Here is an 18,802-nt window from a genome sequence, read left to right as displayed (position 1 = left end):
CCTGATGTGGCAATTTAGACATCCGCCGTACCTGTTACTCGATGAGAACCTCCGTGCCTTTTCCAGCCAGTCATGCTTCACCCCTCAAGCCTTTTACTCCGGCTACAGGTCTGGGCAACCCCCATGTCCAGACGCTATGGGGGCCGTTGTGGCGTACCAAGCCTGCCATTGAACATCGACGTGAACGTATCTGGCTAAAGGATGGCGATTTTCTCGATCTGGACTGGCACGGCACACCCTCAGACCATGCGCCGGTGGTACTGGTGCTGCACGGCCTGACCGGCTCGTCGGGCTCTCACTATGTACTGGGGCTGCAAACCGCCCTCGCCGCACGCGGCTGGACCAGCGCCGCACTGAACTGGCGAGGGTGCTCCGGCGAACCCAATTTACTGGCCCGCAGTTATCACTCAGGGGCCAGCGAAGACCTGGCCGAGGCAGTGGCCCATTTACGTGCCGCACATCCGCTGGCCCCCCTGTATGCCGTGGGCTATTCGCTGGGGGGCAATGTGCTGCTCAAGTATCTGGGCGAAAGCGGCAGCGACAGCGGGTTGCACGGCGCTGTCGCGGTATCGGTGCCGTTCCGGCTTGACCAGTGTGCCGACCGGATCGGTATGGGATTTTCCAGGGTCTATCAAGCTCACTTCATGCGCGAGATGCTGGCTTACGTCAAAGAAAAAAAGCATCGATTCCAGCTCGATGCCCAACACGAAGGTCTGGCCAGCCTGACCAGGCTTGGCTCGGTCGAAGCCCTGAGCAAAATACGCACCTTCTGGGAGTTCGATGACCGCGTAACGGCACCTCTTAACGGCTATCTGAATGTCGATGACTACTACCGTCGCGCCTCCAGCCGCTACTTCCTCGGCGCCATCCACACGCCGACGCTGATTATCCAGGCCATGGACGATCCGTTCGTGTTCAAGCACAGCATCCCCGACACCAGCGAGCTGTCAGCCTGCACGCAACTGGAGTTGCACACCAGGGGCGGGCATGTCGGATTTCTGGAGGGCTCCCCAAGAAAACCGGGCTATTACCTTGAACGAAGAATTCCGCAATGGCTGGCCGCACTGCGGCTTGAATCTGCGTAATGGACGTAGAACAGGGTGAGTCGATCCGTTTCTGGCAAACACCCCCCCTGACGGGTGTCGAACTGCTGACGGCACGTTATATCGAACATCGCTTTGTGCCCCATGTGCATGATGGTTTTGTGATCGGCATGATCCTCGAAGGCGCCCAGCGCTATCGCTATCGCGGCGCCGAGCATCTGGCTGCCACCGGTACGCTGGTGCTGATCAACCCGGACGAAGTCCATAACGGTCACAAAGGTCATGATGCGGGCTGGCGTTACCGGGCTTTTTACCCGGACAACGTGCAAATTCAGCAGTTGCTGGAAGAACTGGAACTGCCCGCCACCCACTTGCCGACCTTCAATGACACATTGCTGTACGACTGCGACCTGTTTCGCGGGTTATTCCAGCTACATCAATTGCTCGAAGGGCCGGAGACTGCGCTGCAGCAGCAAACCGCATGGCGTCAGATGATGCTTGCCCTGCTCAACCGCCATGCCCGCCTGCCACTACCAGCCAAGCCCGGGGTCGAACACCGCGCTGTAAGCCGTGCCAAGGAAGTACTGCAAGCCCGGCTGGCAGAGCCACCATCACTGGAAGAACTCGCCGCCGCAGTCAATCTGTCGCCATTCCACTTTGCCCGCGTATTTCAGCGCGCCACCGGCATGCCACCGCACACCTGGTTGATGCAACAGCGTATCGCCCATGCCAGAGCCTTGCTGCAACAAGGCTGTTTGCCACTCCAGGTGGCGACGCAACTGGGCTTTGCCGACCAGAGCCACCTGAACCGGCAATTCAAGAAAGTCTATGGTGTTGGCCCCGGTGCATACCGGTTGGCCAGTGTCGGCACCCCTTAAGCCAACTGGCTCAATCGCCAGTAGCAATGCCCCGCGCAGGATCATTGATCCACTCGCTCCACGAACCCGCATAAAGCTTGCCTAGCGGATAACCCGCCAAGCCCAATGCAAAAAGGTTGTGACACGCCGTCACCCCTGAGCCGCAATAGGCAACCAGCTCCTCGGGAGAGCGGCCGGCAAGTTTTTCGGCAAAGCGCTGCTTGAGCTGCGCCGCAGGCAAAAAGCGCCCCGTAGGATCCAGGTTTTCGCTGAAGGCGGCACATTGCGCGCCCGGAATATGCCCGGCGATCGGGTCAATCGGCTCGACCTCACCTCGAAAACGCGGCTGGGCACGGGCATCGATCAAGGTCAGTCCCGGCTTGGTCAGGCGCTTTTGCAATTGTTCGGCGCTCAGCAGCATATGGCTGTCGGGTTTGCCTTCGAAAGTGCCACGCAAGGTCGGTGACGCATCCAGGCTCAGCGGGAAGCCCGCGGCATGCCAGGCCTTGAGACCACCATCAAGGATAAATACACCCTCGCGCTTGCCCAGCCAGGTCAGCAACCACCATGCCCGGGCCGCAAAAGCACCCGGGCCGTCGTCATACAACACCACATCGCTGTCGGCATTGATGCCCCAGGCCTGCAGACGCTCAACCAGAGTACGTGGATCGGGCAATGGATGACGACCGGTCACACCTTTGATTACAGGCCCGCTCAGGTCGCGTTCGAGATCGGCAAATTGCGCGCCGGCAATATGCCCCTCGGCATAACTGCAACGGCCGTAGTCCGGGTCTTCGAGGGCAAAGCGGCAATCCAGGATAACCAGGCCGGGCTGCGCCTGACGTTCATTCAGGGCATGAGGGCTGATCAGTTGCGCAACGGGCATAGTGAACTCCTGTAAGGGGGTGAAATGCAGTTATTGAGCGTACAACGCGTGTTCCAGAGGGACGTAGTATTCCTTGATCAATTCATCGATGGCTTCCCGTGCCTGGTCGGTAACAAAACCTGATTCCAGCACCAGCAGTTGGTACACACCGCGCTTGATGGCCTGCTCGCTGAGCTGGTCACTGTTTTCACGGGTGGCGCATAAAAAACCTACCCATGAGGTGAGAATAATCCATGCATTCAGGCTCAGGGATTCAATTTGCCGGGGGCTCATGCACAAGATTTCGGCCTCGACAAAGCCAGCGTATATGGCCTGGGCCTGTGTGAGGCAGTGCTGGGAAAAACGTCGATAGCGGATGGCCAGTTCCGTGTCGCTGTGCAATAAATGCTCGATATCTCGATACAAAAAACGGTAGCGCCACATGGCATCCAGCAGTTGCTGCAGGTAGTGGTGCTTGTCGGCAACGGTTGGCAAACGCCCTTGGGGAGGGTGCAAAAAGCTCAATACCAGCGTTTCGTACTCGCTGAACAAGACCGCGATAATCGCCTGCTTGTTGGGGAAGTGGTAGTACAGATTACCGGGCGAAATTTCCATATGGGCCGCAATGTGATTAGTGCTCACACTGCGTTCGCCCAACTGGTTGAAAAGCTCCAGGCTGCTGTTGGCGATGCGCTGACTGGTTTTTAGTCGTATGGCCATGGGCTTGCGCTTAAATTAAAAACGAAAGGCATCTTACGGCCTAACCTTGAATCGATAAACAACACGGGGCAGGCCTTCAATTGACAGGTTAGAGCACAAGCTCTAAAAACATAGTGCTCTTCTACGATAAATACCGATAAAAACTGCCTGGAGCCATCATGCCTGTCGACAGCACTCACACTCACGACGCCCCGGTTCAACCGGACGCTCTCCAGTCCCTGCTCGACAAGCAGCGCCAGGCCTATGCCGCTCATCCATTCCCGCCACTTGCGCAGCGCCAGCAATGGCTCAAAAGCCTGCGCCAGCTGTTGAGTCGCGAGCGCGAGGTGCTGATCGATGCCATCAGCCAGGATTTCAGCCATCGCAGCCCGGACGAGACCCTGTTTGCCGAATTGATGCCGTGCTTGCACAGCATTGATTATGCCCTCAAACACCTTAAGCGCTGGATGAAACCTTCCTCACGCAGCGTAGGCATGATGTTCGCGCCCGCCAGTGCCAAAGTGATGTATCAGCCGCTGGGGGTTGTGGGAATTATTGTGCCGTGGAACTACCCGCTGTATCTGGCCATCGGCCCGTTGGTTGGCGCATTGGCTGCCGGCAACCGGGTCATGCTCAAGCTCAGCGAGTTCACCCCGGTCACCGGCCACTGGCTCAAGGATTTGCTGGGGCGGATCTTCCCCGAAGACATGGTTGCGGTGGTACTGGGCGAGGCAGATGTGGCGGTGGCGTTCTCCGGGCTGGCGTTCGATCACTTGCTGTTCACCGGTTCCACCCATGTGGGCAAACGGGTGATGCGTGCGGCTTCTGAAAACCTGACCCCCGTAACACTGGAGCTGGGTGGTAAATCTCCCGCTATCGTGTCGGCCGATGTACCGCTCAAAGACGCTGCCCAGCGCATCGCCTGGGGCAAAACACTCAACGCCGGGCAAACCTGTATCGCTCCGGATTATGTGCTGGTACCCCAGGATCGGGTAGACGGCTTCGTCGATGCCTACCGCCAGGCCGTTCACAGCTTTTATCCGACCCTCATCGATAACCCGGACTACACCGCAATTATCAATGACCGGCAGCTGGCGCGCCTTGAACGGCTGCAAACCGACGCCACCCTCAAGGGCGCACGGTTGATCCCGCTGTATGAACAGGGCCAGGGGCGGCGCATGCCCCATACGCTGGTGCTGGATGTAAACGACGAGATGCACGTCATGCAGGACGAAATCTTCGGCCCTCTACTACCCGTTGTGCCCTACTCCAATCTGGATCAGGCAATGGCCTACATCAACCGTAGACCCCGCCCTCTGGCACTGTATTACTTCGGCTACAACAAAGCCGAGCAACAGAGGGTTATCCACACCACTCACTCGGGCGGGGTCAGCATCAACGAAACGTTGTTGCATGTGGCTATCGACGACCTGCCTTTTGGCGGCGTCGGGCATTCAGGCATGGGGCATTACCACGGCCACGAAGGTTTCCTGACCTTCAGCAAAGCCAAGGGCGTGCTGTGCAAACAGCGCCTGAACAGCTCGCCGATGATCTATCCGCCTTATGACCGGCAACTGGTACGCATGATCCAGAAGCTGTTTATCCGCTAACGGGCTTTATCGAAAAACTGGCGAGCCTACTGGGCCAACGCCTGAAAAAATCATGAAAAAGCAGTAAATTCGTCGCGTCTATAGTGCTTTCTTCTGCGAATGGCGACTTGGCCGACCGGGAATGCTGCGATACCATCCGACTCCCCAACGGATTCCCGCCAGGACGACGCGATGAACCGAGTGTTGTACCCAGGTACATTCGACCCTATTACCAAGGGCCATGGCGATCTGGTCGAACGCGCTTCGCGCCTGTTTGACCACGTGATCATTGCTGTCGCTGCCAGCACCAAGAAAAACCCGCTATTCCCTCTGGAACAGCGGGTGGAGCTGGCTCGTGAAGTCACCAAACACCTGCCCAATGTTGAGGTGGTCGGTTTCTCGACGCTGCTCGCGCACTTTGCCAAAGAACAGAATGCCAATGTGTTCCTGCGTGGCCTGCGTGCCGTGTCGGACTTCGAATACGAGTTCCAGCTGGCGAACATGAATCGCCAACTGGCCCCCGATGTCGAGAGCCTGTTCCTCACGCCGTCAGAACGTTATTCGTTTATATCCTCGACGTTGGTGCGCGAAATCGCAGCATTAGGCGGTGATATCAACAAATTCGTACACCCGGCCGTGGCTGATGCCCTGACCGAGCGTTTTCGCAAGAAATAACCACTGAAGCGGCGTCCGCGTGCACTGCGGGCGCCAATGCGGCACAATTGCCGCATTCGATTTCAGTTGCCCGGGCCGAGCGCCCCGGCCGGAGTACCCATGTCCCTGATCATCACCGACGATTGCATTAACTGCGACGTCTGCGAACCCGAGTGTCCGAACGCCGCCATTTCCCAGGGTGAAGAGATCTACGTGATCGACCCCAACCTGTGCACCCAGTGCGTTGGCCATTACGATGAGCCGCAATGCCAGCAGGTGTGCCCGGTTGACTGCATCCCGCTGGATGAAGCCCACCCGGAAACCGAAGAACAGCTGATGGAAAAGTACCGGGCAATTACCGGGAAGGCCTGATTCATCGTCTATGCGATGTATGTGGGAGCGGGCTGCTCGCGATAGATTCACTGCGATCGACCCGTTCGACCGAGGTGGTTGCATCGCGAGCAAGCCCGCTCCCACAAGAGTTCAGCGCAGGACTGGTGGCTACGTCTGGCAACGCGGGCAAAACACGCTCGCACGCTGGCCCAGTTTGACGTCACGCAGTTCCGTGCCGCAAATCTTGCACGGTTCATAACCACGCCCGTATACAAACAGCTCCTGCTGAAAATAACCGGGCTGGCCATCGCCACCAATAAAGTCGCGCAATGTGGTGCCGCCCCGCTCGATAGCGGCCGCCAGAATCCGCTTGATCTCAATCGCCAGCTTCAAATAGCGTGCCCGGGAAATACTCCCGGCAGCGCGACGCGGGTCAATACCTGCGGCAAACAGCGCTTCGGTCGCATAAATATTGCCGACCCCCACCACCACCGCGTTGTCCATGATGAAGGGTTTGACCGCCATCGAACGCTTGCGCGACAGCTGAAACAGCCGCTCACCATCAAACAGGTCGGTCAGCGGCTCCGGCCCCAGGCGCACCAGCAGCTCATGGTTCAGAGGGTCAAGGCTCCAGAGCATCGCCCCGAACCGGCGCGGGTCGGTATAACGCAGGGCCAGCCCGGACTCCAGCTCGATATCCACATGCTCATGCCTGGCCGCAGGTAACCCGGCCTCCACCAGCCGCAGGTTGCCCGACATGCCCAAGTGGCTGATCAGTGTCCCAACCTCGGCATTGATCAGCAAATACTTGGCCCGGCGCTCGACCAGCACAATACGCTGCCCCGACAACCGCACATCGAGATCCTCAGGGATCGGCCAGCGCAAACGACGCTCGCGCACAATCACCCGACTGACCCGCTGCCCTTCAAGGTGCGGGGCGATGCCGCGGCGGGTGGTTTCGACTTCAGGTAATTCAGGCATGGGGGCTCCGCACTCTGGAATAGCTGGCGATTCTAGCGGAAATTTCAGCGCCACTGACCCCGTGATCCGACGCAATGCGGTGAATCAGCCAAGCCTCAGGGTTGCGTCTAAGGCTATAATCGCGCCCTTTTCAATACCCGGAGCGACGTCATGTCCCTGCCAAGCCTGCGCCTTAAAGCCAATGCCGATCGACGCCTGCGCGCCGGCCACCTGTGGGTCTACAGCAACGAAATCGATGTAGCTGCCACACCACTGAACGGTTTTAAGGCCGGCGACCAAGCGGTACTCGAAACCGCCGGCGGCAAGCCGCTGGGCATCGTTGCCATGAGCCCCAACAACCTGATCTGTGCACGCCTGCTGTCGCGTGACATCAAGCTGCCACTGGACAAGTCGCTGCTGGTACACCGCCTGAACGTGGCCCTGTCCCTGCGTGAGCGCCTGTTCGACAAGCCTTACTACCGCCTGGTCTACGGCGACTCCGATTTGTTGCCGGGCCTGGTGGTTGACCGTTTCGGCGACATTCTGGTGGTTCAACTGGCCTCGGCCACAATGGAACACCACAAAGAAGACGTGATCGCAGCCCTGGTGCAAGTCATCAAGCCAAGCGGCATCCTGTTCAAGAACGACTCGGCTGCCCGTGATGCCGAAGGCCTTGAACGCTACGTTGAAACCGTCTTCGGCCTGGTACCGGAGTGGGTTGCCCTGGAAGAAAACGGCGTGAAGTTCGAAGCACCGGTGATCGCCGGGCAAAAAACCGGCTGGTTCTATGACCACCGCATGAACCGTGCGCGTCTGGCCCCGTACGTCAAAGGTAAACGCGTACTGGATCTGTACAGCTACATCGGCGGCTGGGGTATTCAAGCCGGTGCGTTTGGCGCCAGCGAAGTGTTCTGCGTTGACGCCTCGTCCTTCGCCCTTGACGGCGTTGAGCGCAACGCTGCGCTGAACGGCTTTGCCGAGAAAGTCACCTGCATGGAAGGCGACGTGTTTGAAGCTCTCAAGGAGCTTAAAGCCAACGAAGAGCGTTTCGACGTGATCGTGGCCGACCCACCGGCGTTCATCAAACGCAAAAAAGACCTGAAAAATGGCGAAGGCGCTTACCGCCGCCTGAACGAGCAAGCCATGCGCCTGCTCAACAAGGACGGCATTCTGGTCAGCGCATCGTGCTCGATGCACCTGCCCGAAGACGACCTGCAAAACATCCTGCTGACCAGCGCCCGCCATCTGGACCGCAACATGCAGCTGCTGGAGCGCGGCGGCCAGGGCCCGGACCACCCGGTGCACCCGGCCATCCCGGAAACACGCTACATCAAGAGCATCACCTGCCGTTTGCTGCCTAACAGCTAAGACGCACATCACCTCGTAGTAGCTGCCGAAGGAACGAGGCTGCGTTCGATTGCGAAGCAATCGTAAAACCTGAACTCCCGGTCTGTTAGTTAAACCGCGAGCTCAGGTTTTACGACGGCTGCGCCGCCGAACGCAGCCTTCGTTCCTCGGCAGCTGCTACGGGGGGCTCAAGGCTTGCGAAGCTTCTCCAGCTTCGGCGTCAGCTCAACCTCGCCAATCTGCAACGATTGATAAGTCGGCTTCACCACCTTCACATTGCCCTGGCGGATCTTCTCGATCAGCTCCAGCGCACTCTCATCCCCCAGGTAAGTCCCGGCTCGCCGCCATTTGCCCTGAGCATCACGCTTGAAGAAGTGCAACGGTTCGGACCACTTGTTCTTGGGTAATTGCAGGACCTCCGGCTGCCCGTCCTGATCCAGATCCACGGCCCACAGGGCGCAACCTGGCGCCAGGCACAACTGCCCGTCAAACCCCTTGTCCTCAAACTGCTCACTGCCCTCGACCTTGGGCCCGATCCATTCCAGCAACCGCTCCGACCCTCTGGGGCCATTGCCCGAACCTGCTTCCTTGAGGCGTTTCAGCAAGACTTGCCGCTGCGGCCCGGTCAGTACCAGCCCTTGCTCGACTTGCACCAACAACGCGTCATACGCCTGCTTGCCCTGAGGCCCCAGACGATTGCGCAAGGTATCTGCATCAAAGGTATCCACCGCAGTCTTGCCGCTGAGCAAGCGCTGCACCTGATTGTTCGCACTCAACTTGAGCGGGCTGAACCACGGCGTATGCAACCCCAGCAGCACCACCACGCACAGCAGCGCAATCAGCGGATTGCTGGCGCGCAAGCTGCCCAGCCAGACGGCCCTTGAAGCAAACACGGCCCAAACCGCCGCCAGGCTGTGAACAAAAATAACCAGCACCAGCACCATGGCGAGGATCCGTGACGGGGTCAGGCCGTACTGCTCGATACGCAGCCAGGTCGAATACCCTGCCAATACCACCAGCACCGGTAAACACAGCAGGCACAGGTCGATCACCCGCACCAGCCAGACCGGGTACCCGCTGCCCTGGGTGCCATCCTGAAACACGCCATTGAGCAAAAACAAACTGACCGCCACCAGCCACAGCATGATTGGCGTCGAATAACCGGTATCCCAGATCGGCTCCAGCCCGGTAAAGGGCAAAGCGAAGGTGAACACAATGACAATCAACGCACTCAACGGCAGCAAAAAGCGGCATAGCGCCAGCAGAATCCCGCGCAGCAGCCCGATCACCCGGTCCTTTTCACGCCCCATATGAACGCCCAGGGCAAACACCATCGCCGAACTGACATACATAAACCCGTCAGTTGAGAACAGCTTGTTGAGCGCCACGATGCCGAGCATCTTGAACAGCCCGCCCCACAACAGCAGCAATGCCCAGAACACGCCATTCAACAGCAACCCCAGAAGCACGATAAACACCGTGTCCCAAGCATGGCGAAACAGGTCCTGGTAGCGTGGGTAGCGCTCTTCACGGGTCGGCCAGCTCAGAATAAAAACCGTACACACATAGGTAACGACTACGGCAAAGAAGGTCCAGCTGCCCACCAGCCAGCTGCCTGAGCGCCAATACTCATCGCCGTCCCAAAATACCCAGGCACTGATTGACGTCATGACTGCCGTGAGTCCGAGCACCCGCCATACCGTGCCACGCTGGCGGATATTCTCATCCAGCAGCAACAGGTTGATGCCACCCACCAGCACTGCCGTCATCAGGCCATAACGGACTCCCGGCTCGCCTATGGCGGTGCTCAGCCACAGCAACAGCCCTTGCACCAGGCCGATGACCAGATACGTTTTGACAGATCGCTCAAGCGTCAGCATTTGGAACCCTCACTACAAAACCAATCGCACACTATTACTTGATTGCCGTTAAATGGTCGTGCCACTTATTAAAAATAGTTCTTTCCCACACAAAAGCAGGCCAGGCCTTACTAGAGCTGATTGCCTCATGCAGTATCCCAAGTCGCTCATTTGTACCCTGGCGCAACCCTCGGGCCCATTCCCTCCCGCCGCCAGCCGTGTAGAATCGACGCATTCATCGCCAATCATCCCCGGCGGGTTTATGAGCTCAAGCCCAGACGCGCGGCGATCCCGCAGCGTTTACGGCAACTCGCGGATACGTGGTCATTTTCTGTGTGATCCGCCTGTCATTAGAAGCTCACTTCCCTGTTTGTTACCTGATTAGCCGCCCGGAGTTGCTCCATGCCTGACTATCGTTCGAAAACCTCCACCCATGGCCGCAACATGGCCGGTGCCCGCGCTTTGTGGCGCGCCACGGGGATGAAAGATGCCGACTTTAAAAAGCCGATCATCGCCATTGCCAACTCCTTCACCCAGTTCGTACCCGGCCACGTCCACCTCAAGGACATGGGCCAGCTGGTAGCCCGCGAGATCGAGCGCGCAGGCGGCGTTGCCAAAGAATTCAACACCATTGCCGTCGACGACGGCATCGCCATGGGCCATGACGGCATGCTGTACTCGCTGCCTAGCCGCGAGATCATCGCCGACTCCGTGGAATACATGGTCAACGCCCACTGCGCCGACGCCATTGTGTGCATCTCCAACTGCGACAAGATCACCCCTGGCATGCTGATGGCCTCCTTGCGCCTCAACATCCCGGTGATTTTCGTTTCCGGCGGGCCGATGGAAGCAGGCAAGACCAAGCTCGCCAGCCACGGTCTGGATCTGGTAGACGCCATGGTGATCGCCGCCGACTCCAGCGCTTCTGACGAGAAGGTTGCCGAGTACGAGCGCAGCGCTTGCCCGACGTGCGGTTCGTGCTCCGGCATGTTCACTGCCAACTCAATGAACTGCCTGACCGAAGCCCTGGGTCTGGCCTTGCCGGGCAACGGCTCGGCACTGGCCACCCACAGCGACCGCGAACAATTGTTCCTGCAAGCCGGACGCACCATCGTTGATCTGTGCCGCCAGTACTACGTCGAGAACGACGAGTCGGTATTGCCGCGCAATATCGCCAACTTCAAGGCGTTCGAAAACGCCATGACGCTGGACATCGCCATGGGCGGTTCGACCAACACCATCCTGCACTTGCTGGCTGCGGCCCAAGAAGCCGAAATCGACTTCGACCTTAAAGACATCGACCGCCTGTCACGTCATGTGCCGCAGCTGTGCAAAGTGGCGCCGAACATCCAGAAGTACCATATGGAAGACGTTCACCGCGCCGGTGGTATTTTTTCCATCCTTGGCTCGTTGGCCCGCGGCGGCCTGCTGCACACCGATTTGCCGACCGTACACAGCAAGACCATGGCCGAAGGCATCGCCAAATGGGACATCACCCAGACTGACGACGAAGCCGTGCACACGTTCTTCCGTGCAGGCCCGGCCGGTATCCCGACGCAAACCGCGTTCAGCCAGTCGACCCGCTGGGACACCCTCGACGACGACCGTGAAAACGGCTGCATCCGCAGTGTCGAGCATGCCTACTCGCAAGAAGGCGGCCTGGCCGTGCTGTACGGCAACATCGCTCTGGATGGTTGCGTGGTTAAAACCGCGGGCGTCGACGAGTCGATCCACGTGTTCGAAGGCAACGCCAAGATCTTCGAAAGCCAGGACAGCGCCGTGCGCGGCATTCTGGCGGACGAAGTACAGGCCGGCGACATCGTGATCATCCGTTACGAAGGCCCTAAAGGCGGCCCGGGTATGCAAGAGATGCTCTACCCGACGTCGTACCTGAAATCCAAAGGCCTGGGCAAAGCCTGTGCGCTGCTCACCGACGGTCGTTTCTCGGGCGGTACTTCGGGCCTGTCCATCGGTCATGCTTCACCGGAAGCAGCCGCTGGTGGCGCGATTGGCCTGGTGCAGGACGGCGACAAAGTGCTGATCGACATCCCGAACCGTTCGATCAACCTGTTGATCAGCGACGAAGAGATGGCAGCCCGTCGTGCCGAGCAAGACAAGAAAGGCTGGAAGCCGGTGGAAGTGCGTCCGCGCAAAGTCACCACGGCCCTCAAGGCCTACGCGTTGCTGGCCACCAGCGCCGACAAGGGCGCGGTGCGTGATAAAGCGCTGTTGGACAAATTGGTGCCATAAGCCAATACGTTGAACAAAAATCCCGGCCATGTGCCGGGATTTTTGGTTCATACACCAACTCTGTAGCAGTTGCCGTAGGAACGAGGCTGCGTTCGGCGGCAAAGCCGTCGTGAAATCAGACACTTCGGTACATCAGAAATATTGAAGACTCAGGTTTACGACGACTACGTCGCCGAACGCAGCCTTCGTCCCTCGGCAGCTGCTACGTCACTACTGGATCTGATCCGGCTTGACGATTACCCAGTTTTTATCCGCCGTTACCGGCAACCCCTCTTTGGCTTGCGCCGCCGCATTCTTGGCCATCATGCCTTCCAGTTGCGCCATGTATTTGTCTTTGCGGTTGATCCACAAGTGCACCCCGCCCTTGGCCACGTCCACGCCGTGAAATAGCATATAGCCATCACTGGACGGCGTACCGCCGCCCACCAGCACCGGCTTTTTCCACTGGTCGATATAGGTCAGGATCGCCGCCTGCTTGCCCGCCATCCATGTCGCCGGAGTCCACAGATAAGGGGTCAACTCCAGCCCCAGGTTGGCTTTCTCGTTGTATGTACCGGCGCTGATCTGTTTGCGGGCAGTGGTCAGCTCACCAGTTTTGCGGTCCTTGAGCAGCGTACTCACGCCAATCACGTTTTGCGGTTTGACGTTGTAACCGTACTTGGGATCGGCCGCGACCATGCGCACCAGCTCTTCCGAAGCCGCGGTCATGACATAGACCTCAATGCCGTTTTCCATCAGTTTGTTGAACAGTTCGACCTGTCCGGTAAACACCTTGGGCGGCTGAACCTCGGAGGTCTTGACCACATCCCCCTCGAAGTAAGTCACTGGCACCGGTTTGCCCGAGGCCATCAGCTCATCCACGTAACCCTTGAGCTGTTGCAGGGTAAAGCCGGAAAACACCTGGGCCACCCACGGGTAACACACCATGTCGTCCACTTCGCACAAGCGATAGTAGTAACTGAACAGGCTTTCTTTATGTTCGGCAGTGTCTTTGAACGGGATCAGTTTGAGCGACGGGTCGAGACTGTCACGGGTGATCAGGCCCTTGTTTTCCATAAACGGCAGCAGCGCTTCTTCCAGATCGTTGCGGTAGCTGGTGTTATCCATGTCAAAGACCGCGAAATTACCCTTGTTCGCGTTGGCCGCAATCATGGCGTCCAGTTGCCTGGCCTGATCGGCGGGCCAGTGTTTGAGTTCTGTGGCCAACACCTGGCCCGCAAGCCCCATACACAGAGTTAACGCTGTCAGCTTGGCGGTCAGGTTCATCAGCTATGCTCCTAGTCAAAAGCACAGACGCTAACAAACCTGTATGACAGTTTTTGGCTTGGGCACGACTATCATCGTCCTGTCTGCGTCACCTGCTTATTCCAAAAACCTTGGTTGTCATTCCACATCGGTATATTTGTAGATATATCAACCTGTTACGATTTCCGGTTCGCAATAGTTACATCCAAGACTGGTACAAGTCGTCCCCTCGGAGCTTTCATGAATTTCCCGCTGATCCTCAATCTGCTGGTGTTCCTCGCGTTGCTGTTCGGCTTGTCGCTGACCCGCCACACTGCGTGGAGCCTGGCGAAAAAAGTCTTGCTGGCACTGGTTATAGGCGTGGTCTTCGGCCTGTGCCTGCACCTGACCTACGGTACAGACAGCCCGACACTGAAAGCCTCCATTGGCTGGTTCGACCTGGTCGGCAGTGGCTACGTGCAATTGCTGCAAATGATCGTGATACCGCTGGTATTCGCCTCGATCCTCAGCGCCGTAGCCCGTCTGCATAACGCTTCGTCCCTCGGCAAGATCAGCTTCCTGACCATCGGCACATTGCTGTTTACCACCATGATCGCGGCACTGATCGGTATCGGCCTGACCAACCTGTTCGGCCTCACCGCCGATGGCCTGGTGGCCGGTGCTGCAGAAATGAGCCGCCTGCAAGTGATCCAGAGCGACTACGCGGGCAAGGTGTCGGACCTGAACGTGCCACAACTGCTGCTGTCGTTTATCCCGCAAAACCCGTTTGCCGACCTGGCCCGTGCCAAGCCGACCTCGATCATCAGCGTGGTGATTTTCGCGGCATTCCTGGGCATCGCCGCGTTGCAGCTGTTCAAGGACGAGCCGGAAAAAGGCGGCAAGATCCTCAGCGCCATCGACACCCTGCAAGCCTGGGTGATGCGCCTGGTGCGCCTGGTGATGAAACTGACCCCCTACGGCGTACTGGCCTTGATGACCAAAGTGGTCGCCATGTCCAACGTGCAGGACATCATCAAACTCGGCAGCTTTGTGGTGGTGTCCTACATCGCCCTGGCGCTGATGTTTGTGATTCACGGCGTGATCGTGTCGTTTTCCGGGGTTAACCCGCTGCGCTTCTTCCGCAAGGTATGGCCGGTTCTGACCTTTGCTTTCACCAGCCGTTCGAGCGCGGCCAGCATCCCGTTGAGCATCGAAGCGCAAACCCGACGCCTGGGCATTCCGTCTTCGATCGCCAGCTTTGCCGCTTCGTTTGGCGCGACCATTGGCCAGAACGGCTGTGCCGGTCTGTACCCGGCCATGCTGGCGGTGATGGTTGCCCCGACCGTGGGCATCAACCCGCTGGACCCTGTGTGGATCGCATCGCTGGTGGCCATCGTGACCTTGAGTTCGGTAGGCGTGGCCGGTGTGGGCGGTGGTGCAACCTTCGCTGCACTGATCGTGTTGCCGGCCATGGGATTGCCGGTGTCGCTGGTGGCATTGCTGATTTCGGTCGAGCCCCTGATCGACATGGGCCGTACGGCACTGAACGTCAGCGGTTCGATGGTGGCAGGCACCGTCACCAGCCAGATCCTGCACCAGACCGACAAGGCCATCCTGGCTGAAGACGATCATGGTGATCTGGCGCACGCCTAAAAGCTTGCCCTAACCCTCTCCCGGAGGGAGAGGGGACTAAAGACAAAAGCAGATTTGCGTAACACCACAGATCAGCCCCCTCTCCCTCCGGGAGAGGGTTGGGGTGAGGGGCTTTTTGTAACTAAGCCCTTTCCCACACCTCAAAACTGAACGCCGGCTTGCCCTCTGCAGCCTCGTGCAATTCCTCTGATACCCGTTTCCACTGCGCCTGATCAAACTCAGGGAACCACGCATCGCCTTCCGGGCTCAGGCCCACTCGCGTCAGGTACAACCGGTCGGCATCCACCAATCCCTGGGTGTACAACTGCGCGCCGCCAATCAGCATCACTTCACTGACGCCTTGCTCGATTGCCCACGCCTCGGCACGCTCCACAGCCGCCTCAAGGGATGCAAATACCTCGGCACCTTCAAGCTGCAAGCCGGTCTGACGACTGACCACCAGATTAAGTCGGCCCGGCAACGGGCGGCCCAGCGAATCCCAAGTCTTGCGCCCCATGATGATCGGCTTGCCCAGGGTGGTGGCCTTGAAGTATTTGAAATCCGCTGGCAAATGCCACGGCATGCTGTTGTCGACGCCAATCACGCGGTTTTCAGCGAGTGCCGCGATCAGGCTAAGGGGGAGTGTTTTTTTCATGGCGCCGAGGATACCAGAGCCACCCGCGCCGACAGTACCCTGCCTGACTAACAGCGGTTATGCTCATGGCTCACTTGAATGGACTGGCCTGTGAATCAACTTTCCCCATTACAACGCCTCTGGCTGACCGAGACCGTGCGTCTGCGCGAAGAACACGCCGGCCCGCTGGACGATCTTGAAGCCAATCGGCGCGCCCGCACCAGCGCCGGCGACCTGCCCACACGCCTGCAAAACCGCGCCCTCTGGCTGGCGGAACGGGATGGCTTGCTCGCCGCCATGCAGCACTGGCTGCAAGGTGCGCGGCTGGCGCTGCTGGTATTGGCCGTACTGGCGGTGCTCAGCGGCGCCGGGCTGGCCTTTGCCGCCCTGGGCAACGGGCAAACCCCGGTCAATGTGTTCTGGGCGCTGGGCAGCCTGCTTGGCCTCAATATGATCCTGCTGTTGAGCTGGGCGCTGGGCCTGCTGTTTGCCGGTGAACACGGCGCCAGCCTCGGCCGCCTGTGGCTGTGGCTCAGCGAAAAACTCGCCCGCGACGCCAAGGCCGCACAACTGGCCCCCGCCTTATTGCTGTTGCTGCAACGGCGCAAGCTCAATCGCTGGGCACTCGGCACGCTGGTCAACGTCCTGTGGTTGCTGGCGATGCTCAGCGCGTTGGTGATGATGCTGCTGCTAATGGCCACCCGCCGTTACGGGTTTATCTGGGAAACCACGATTCTTGGTGCCGATGTGTTTGTCGCCGCCACCCGCGCCCTTGGCGCCCTGCCCAACTGGCTGGGCATGAGCGTACCCACCGTGGAGATGATCCGCATCAGCAACGACACCAACCTCTATGACAATGAACTGGTGCGTCAGGCATGGGCAGTCTGGCTGGTGGGCGTGGTCCTTATTTACGGGGTGATTCCGCGTCTGCTACTGGCGGCATTCTGCCTGTGGCGCTGGAATGCCGGGCGCAACGCACTGCAACTTGACCTTAATCTGCCCGGTTACAGCCAGCTGCGCGAGCGTCTGATGCCCAGCAGCGAGCGCCTGGGCGTAAATGACATAGCCCCCGGGCAGTTGCATAACGTGCAGGCCGGGCACAGCGACCTGCACACCGATGGCGCCTTGATCGTGGCCATCGAGCTGGACGATCAACACCCTTGGCCACCCACGTTGCCGGCTACGGTCAAGGATGCGGGCATTCTCGACAGCCGCGAATCCAGGCAAAAACTGCTCGAACAAATGACCCGTTTCCCCCCGGCGCGCCTGGCCATTGCCTGCGACCCGCGACGCTCGCCGGACCGTGGCAGCCTGGCGCTGATCGGCGAACTGGCCCGCAGTGCCCGCGAAACCCGCATATGGCTACTGCAAGCCCCCCCCGGCCAGGCACTGGACGCTGATCGCCTGGGCGACTGGCACACGGCGCTGGAGAAACTGGGTTTACCGTTCGCCGCCAGCGCCCCCCTGAACTGGCTGGAGACAGGCCATGACTAAGCCACTGACGCTGGCCGTGGTGGGCCATACCAATGTCGGCAAAACCTCGTTGCTGCGGACCCTGACCCGAGATGTCGGTTTTGGTGAAGTGTCCCATCGTCCCAGCACCACGCGCCATGTCGAAGGCGCACGGCTGTCGGTCGACGGCGAGCCGTTGCTGGAGCTGTACGACACGCCGGGGCTGGAAGATGCCATCGCCCTGCTCGACTACCTTGAGCGCCTCGACCACCCCGGTGAACGCCTGGATGGCCCGGCGCGGGTCGCGCGTTTTCTCGAAGGCAGCGAGGCGCGCCAGCGCTTTGAGCAGGAAGCCAAAGTGTTACGCCAACTGCTGGCCTCGGACGCCGGACTGTATGTGATCGACGCCCGCGAGCCGGTGCTGGCCAAGTACCGCGACGAACTCAGCGTACTGGCCAGTTGTGGCAAACCGCTGCTGCCGGTGCTCAACTTTGTCAGCAGCCCGCAGCACCGCGAGCCCGAGTGGCGCGAAGCCCTGGCCCGTCTGGGCCTGCATGCACTGGTACGCTTCGACAGCGTGGCCCCGCCCGAAGATGGCGAACGCCGTTTATATGAAAGCCTGGCGCTGCTGCTGGAGCATTCGCGGGGCGCGCTGCAACGACTGATTACCGACCAGGAGGCCCAGCGTGAAGCCCGCAAGCACAGCGCCCTGCGCCTGATTGCCGAACTGCTGATCGACTGCGCCGCTTGCCGACGCAGCGTGGCCAGCGAAAAAACCGCCGAACAACAAGCTACCCAGCAGTTGCGCGAAACGATTCGCCAACGCGAGCAACGCTGCGTAGAAGCCCTGCTCAAGCTGTACGGTTTTCGCACCAGCGATGCGGCGGCCAGCGACTTGCCGCTGCTCGACGGGCGCTGGGGCGATGACTTGTTCAACCCCGAGACGCTCAAGCATCTGGGCGTGCGGGTCGGTAGCGGGATTGCCGCAGGGGCTGCGGCCGGGGCTGGCGTGGACTTGATGGTGGGCGGCCTGACGCTGGGCGCGGCGGCGCTGGCCGGGGCCATTGCCGGCGGTGCGCTGCAAACCGCGCGCAGCTACGGCAGCCGCTTGCTGGGCAAGTTCAAGGGCCAGCGCGAGTTGACCGTGGACGACAGCGTGTTACGCCTGCTGGCGTTGCGCCAACGGCAATTGCTGCACGCTCTCAATGCTCGCGGGCATGCGGCGGTGGACAGCATCAAGGTCGCCACCCCGCAGGACAAGACCTGGCGCGAAGGCAAACTGCCCGAAGCCCTGAACAAGGCGCGGGCGCACCCGCAATGGTCGTCGCTCAACCCGCATCCGAAGTTGAGCCAGGCTGAGCGTCAGGAGCAGATTGAGTTGTTGGCCGGGCAGATCTAAGTACC

Annotated in this window: 16 protein-coding genes; 10 read left to right on the top strand and 6 right to left on the bottom strand. The window is 59.6% G+C overall.

The window, feature by feature from the left end:
• The first annotated feature begins 41 nt into the window (after positions 1-41).
• Together V6L81_RS04505 and V6L81_RS04500 are read left to right on the top strand one after the other, a co-directional pair.
• The gene (locus V6L81_RS04505; RefSeq protein ID WP_095038498.1) at positions 42-1,085 is read left to right on the top strand and encodes a hydrolase; all 1,044 of its coding nucleotides are present in this window, start codon (positions 42-44) and stop codon (positions 1,083-1,085) included.
• Positions 1,085-1,921, top strand: a complete 837-nt coding sequence (locus tag V6L81_RS04500) for an AraC family transcriptional regulator (RefSeq protein ID WP_095020485.1) — start codon at positions 1,085-1,087, stop codon at positions 1,919-1,921. The genes V6L81_RS04505 and V6L81_RS04500 overlap by 1 nt, the downstream gene beginning before the upstream one ends.
• Positions 1,922-1,931: 10 nt before the next feature.
• Here V6L81_RS04500 and V6L81_RS04495 read toward each other — a convergent pair whose 3' ends face one another.
• Positions 1,932-2,786 (bottom strand): sulfurtransferase, encoded by an 855-nt coding sequence (locus tag V6L81_RS04495; protein ID WP_095017833.1) that lies wholly within the window; start codon positions 2,784-2,786, stop codon positions 1,932-1,934.
• A gap of 30 nt (positions 2,787-2,816) precedes the next feature.
• Complete coding sequence (locus tag V6L81_RS04490) at positions 2,817-3,485, bottom strand: TetR/AcrR family transcriptional regulator (protein ID WP_338660504.1); 669 nt, start codon at positions 3,483-3,485, stop codon at positions 2,817-2,819.
• A 158-nt stretch (positions 3,486-3,643) separates the two neighbouring features.
• On the opposite strand from V6L81_RS04490, the gene V6L81_RS04485 reads away from it, so the two are divergent.
• From V6L81_RS04485 to V6L81_RS04475, 3 genes are all read left to right on the top strand, one after another.
• Entirely contained in the window at positions 3,644-5,074 is a 1,431-nt protein-coding gene (locus tag V6L81_RS04485) for a coniferyl aldehyde dehydrogenase (protein ID WP_094999787.1), read from the top strand.
• A gap of 171 nt (positions 5,075-5,245) precedes the next feature.
• Entirely contained in the window at positions 5,246-5,728 is a 483-nt protein-coding gene (gene coaD / locus V6L81_RS04480; RefSeq protein ID WP_004419754.1) for a pantetheine-phosphate adenylyltransferase, read from the top strand.
• Between the two features lie 99 nt (positions 5,729-5,827).
• Entirely contained in the window at positions 5,828-6,079 is a 252-nt protein-coding gene (locus V6L81_RS04475; protein ID WP_016782613.1) for a YfhL family 4Fe-4S dicluster ferredoxin, read from the top strand.
• A 129-nt stretch (positions 6,080-6,208) separates the two neighbouring features.
• On the opposite strand, the gene mutM is transcribed toward V6L81_RS04475, so the two are convergent.
• Entirely contained in the window at positions 6,209-7,021 is an 813-nt protein-coding gene (gene mutM, locus V6L81_RS04470; protein ID WP_095031519.1) for a bifunctional DNA-formamidopyrimidine glycosylase/DNA-(apurinic or apyrimidinic site) lyase, read from the bottom strand.
• A 150-nt stretch (positions 7,022-7,171) separates the two neighbouring features.
• On the opposite strand from mutM, the gene V6L81_RS04465 reads away from it, so the two are divergent.
• Positions 7,172-8,368 (top strand): class I SAM-dependent rRNA methyltransferase, encoded by a 1,197-nt coding sequence (locus V6L81_RS04465; RefSeq protein ID WP_094999786.1) that lies wholly within the window; start codon positions 7,172-7,174, stop codon positions 8,366-8,368.
• A gap of 167 nt (positions 8,369-8,535) precedes the next feature.
• On the opposite strand, the gene V6L81_RS04460 is transcribed toward V6L81_RS04465, so the two are convergent.
• On the bottom strand, positions 8,536-10,227 hold the full coding sequence (locus V6L81_RS04460; RefSeq protein WP_323165433.1) for a DUF4153 domain-containing protein: 1,692 nt from the start codon (positions 10,225-10,227) through the stop codon (positions 8,536-8,538).
• Positions 10,228-10,608: 381 nt separating this feature from the next.
• On the opposite strand from V6L81_RS04460, the gene ilvD reads away from it, so the two are divergent.
• Positions 10,609-12,456: a dihydroxy-acid dehydratase gene (gene ilvD / locus V6L81_RS04455; RefSeq protein ID WP_094999784.1), complete on the top strand. Its 1,848-nt coding sequence runs from the start codon at positions 10,609-10,611 to the stop codon at positions 12,454-12,456.
• Between the two features lie 210 nt (positions 12,457-12,666).
• On the opposite strand, the gene V6L81_RS04450 is transcribed toward ilvD, so the two are convergent.
• On the bottom strand, positions 12,667-13,722 hold the full coding sequence (locus V6L81_RS04450) for a haloacid dehalogenase-like hydrolase (protein ID WP_404824651.1): 1,056 nt from the start codon (positions 13,720-13,722) through the stop codon (positions 12,667-12,669).
• Between the two features lie 219 nt (positions 13,723-13,941).
• On the opposite strand from V6L81_RS04450, the gene V6L81_RS04445 reads away from it, so the two are divergent.
• Positions 13,942-15,333 (top strand): L-cystine transporter, encoded by a 1,392-nt coding sequence (locus tag V6L81_RS04445; RefSeq protein ID WP_083369724.1) that lies wholly within the window; start codon positions 13,942-13,944, stop codon positions 15,331-15,333.
• Positions 15,334-15,454: 121 nt separating this feature from the next.
• On the opposite strand, the gene V6L81_RS04440 is transcribed toward V6L81_RS04445, so the two are convergent.
• Positions 15,455-15,967, bottom strand: a complete 513-nt coding sequence (locus tag V6L81_RS04440) for a dihydrofolate reductase (RefSeq protein ID WP_094999782.1) — start codon at positions 15,965-15,967, stop codon at positions 15,455-15,457.
• Positions 15,968-16,057: 90 nt separating this feature from the next.
• On the opposite strand from V6L81_RS04440, the gene V6L81_RS04435 reads away from it, so the two are divergent.
• Together V6L81_RS04435 and V6L81_RS04430 are read left to right on the top strand one after the other, a co-directional pair.
• Entirely contained in the window at positions 16,058-17,440 is a 1,383-nt protein-coding gene (locus V6L81_RS04435) for a DUF2868 domain-containing protein (RefSeq protein ID WP_338660503.1), read from the top strand.
• Entirely contained in the window at positions 17,433-18,797 is a 1,365-nt protein-coding gene (locus tag V6L81_RS04430; RefSeq protein WP_095024869.1) for a GTPase/DUF3482 domain-containing protein, read from the top strand. The genes V6L81_RS04435 and V6L81_RS04430 overlap by 8 nt, the downstream gene beginning before the upstream one ends.
• Positions 18,798-18,802 lie beyond the last annotated feature (5 nt).

The sequence above is a fragment of the Pseudomonas bubulae genome, from assembly GCF_037023725.1.
Lineage (GTDB): Bacteria > Pseudomonadota > Gammaproteobacteria > Pseudomonadales > Pseudomonadaceae > Aquipseudomonas > Aquipseudomonas bubulae.
Note: the sequence above shows the minus strand (reverse complement) of the source record. Positions and strands in the feature narration are given on the sequence as shown.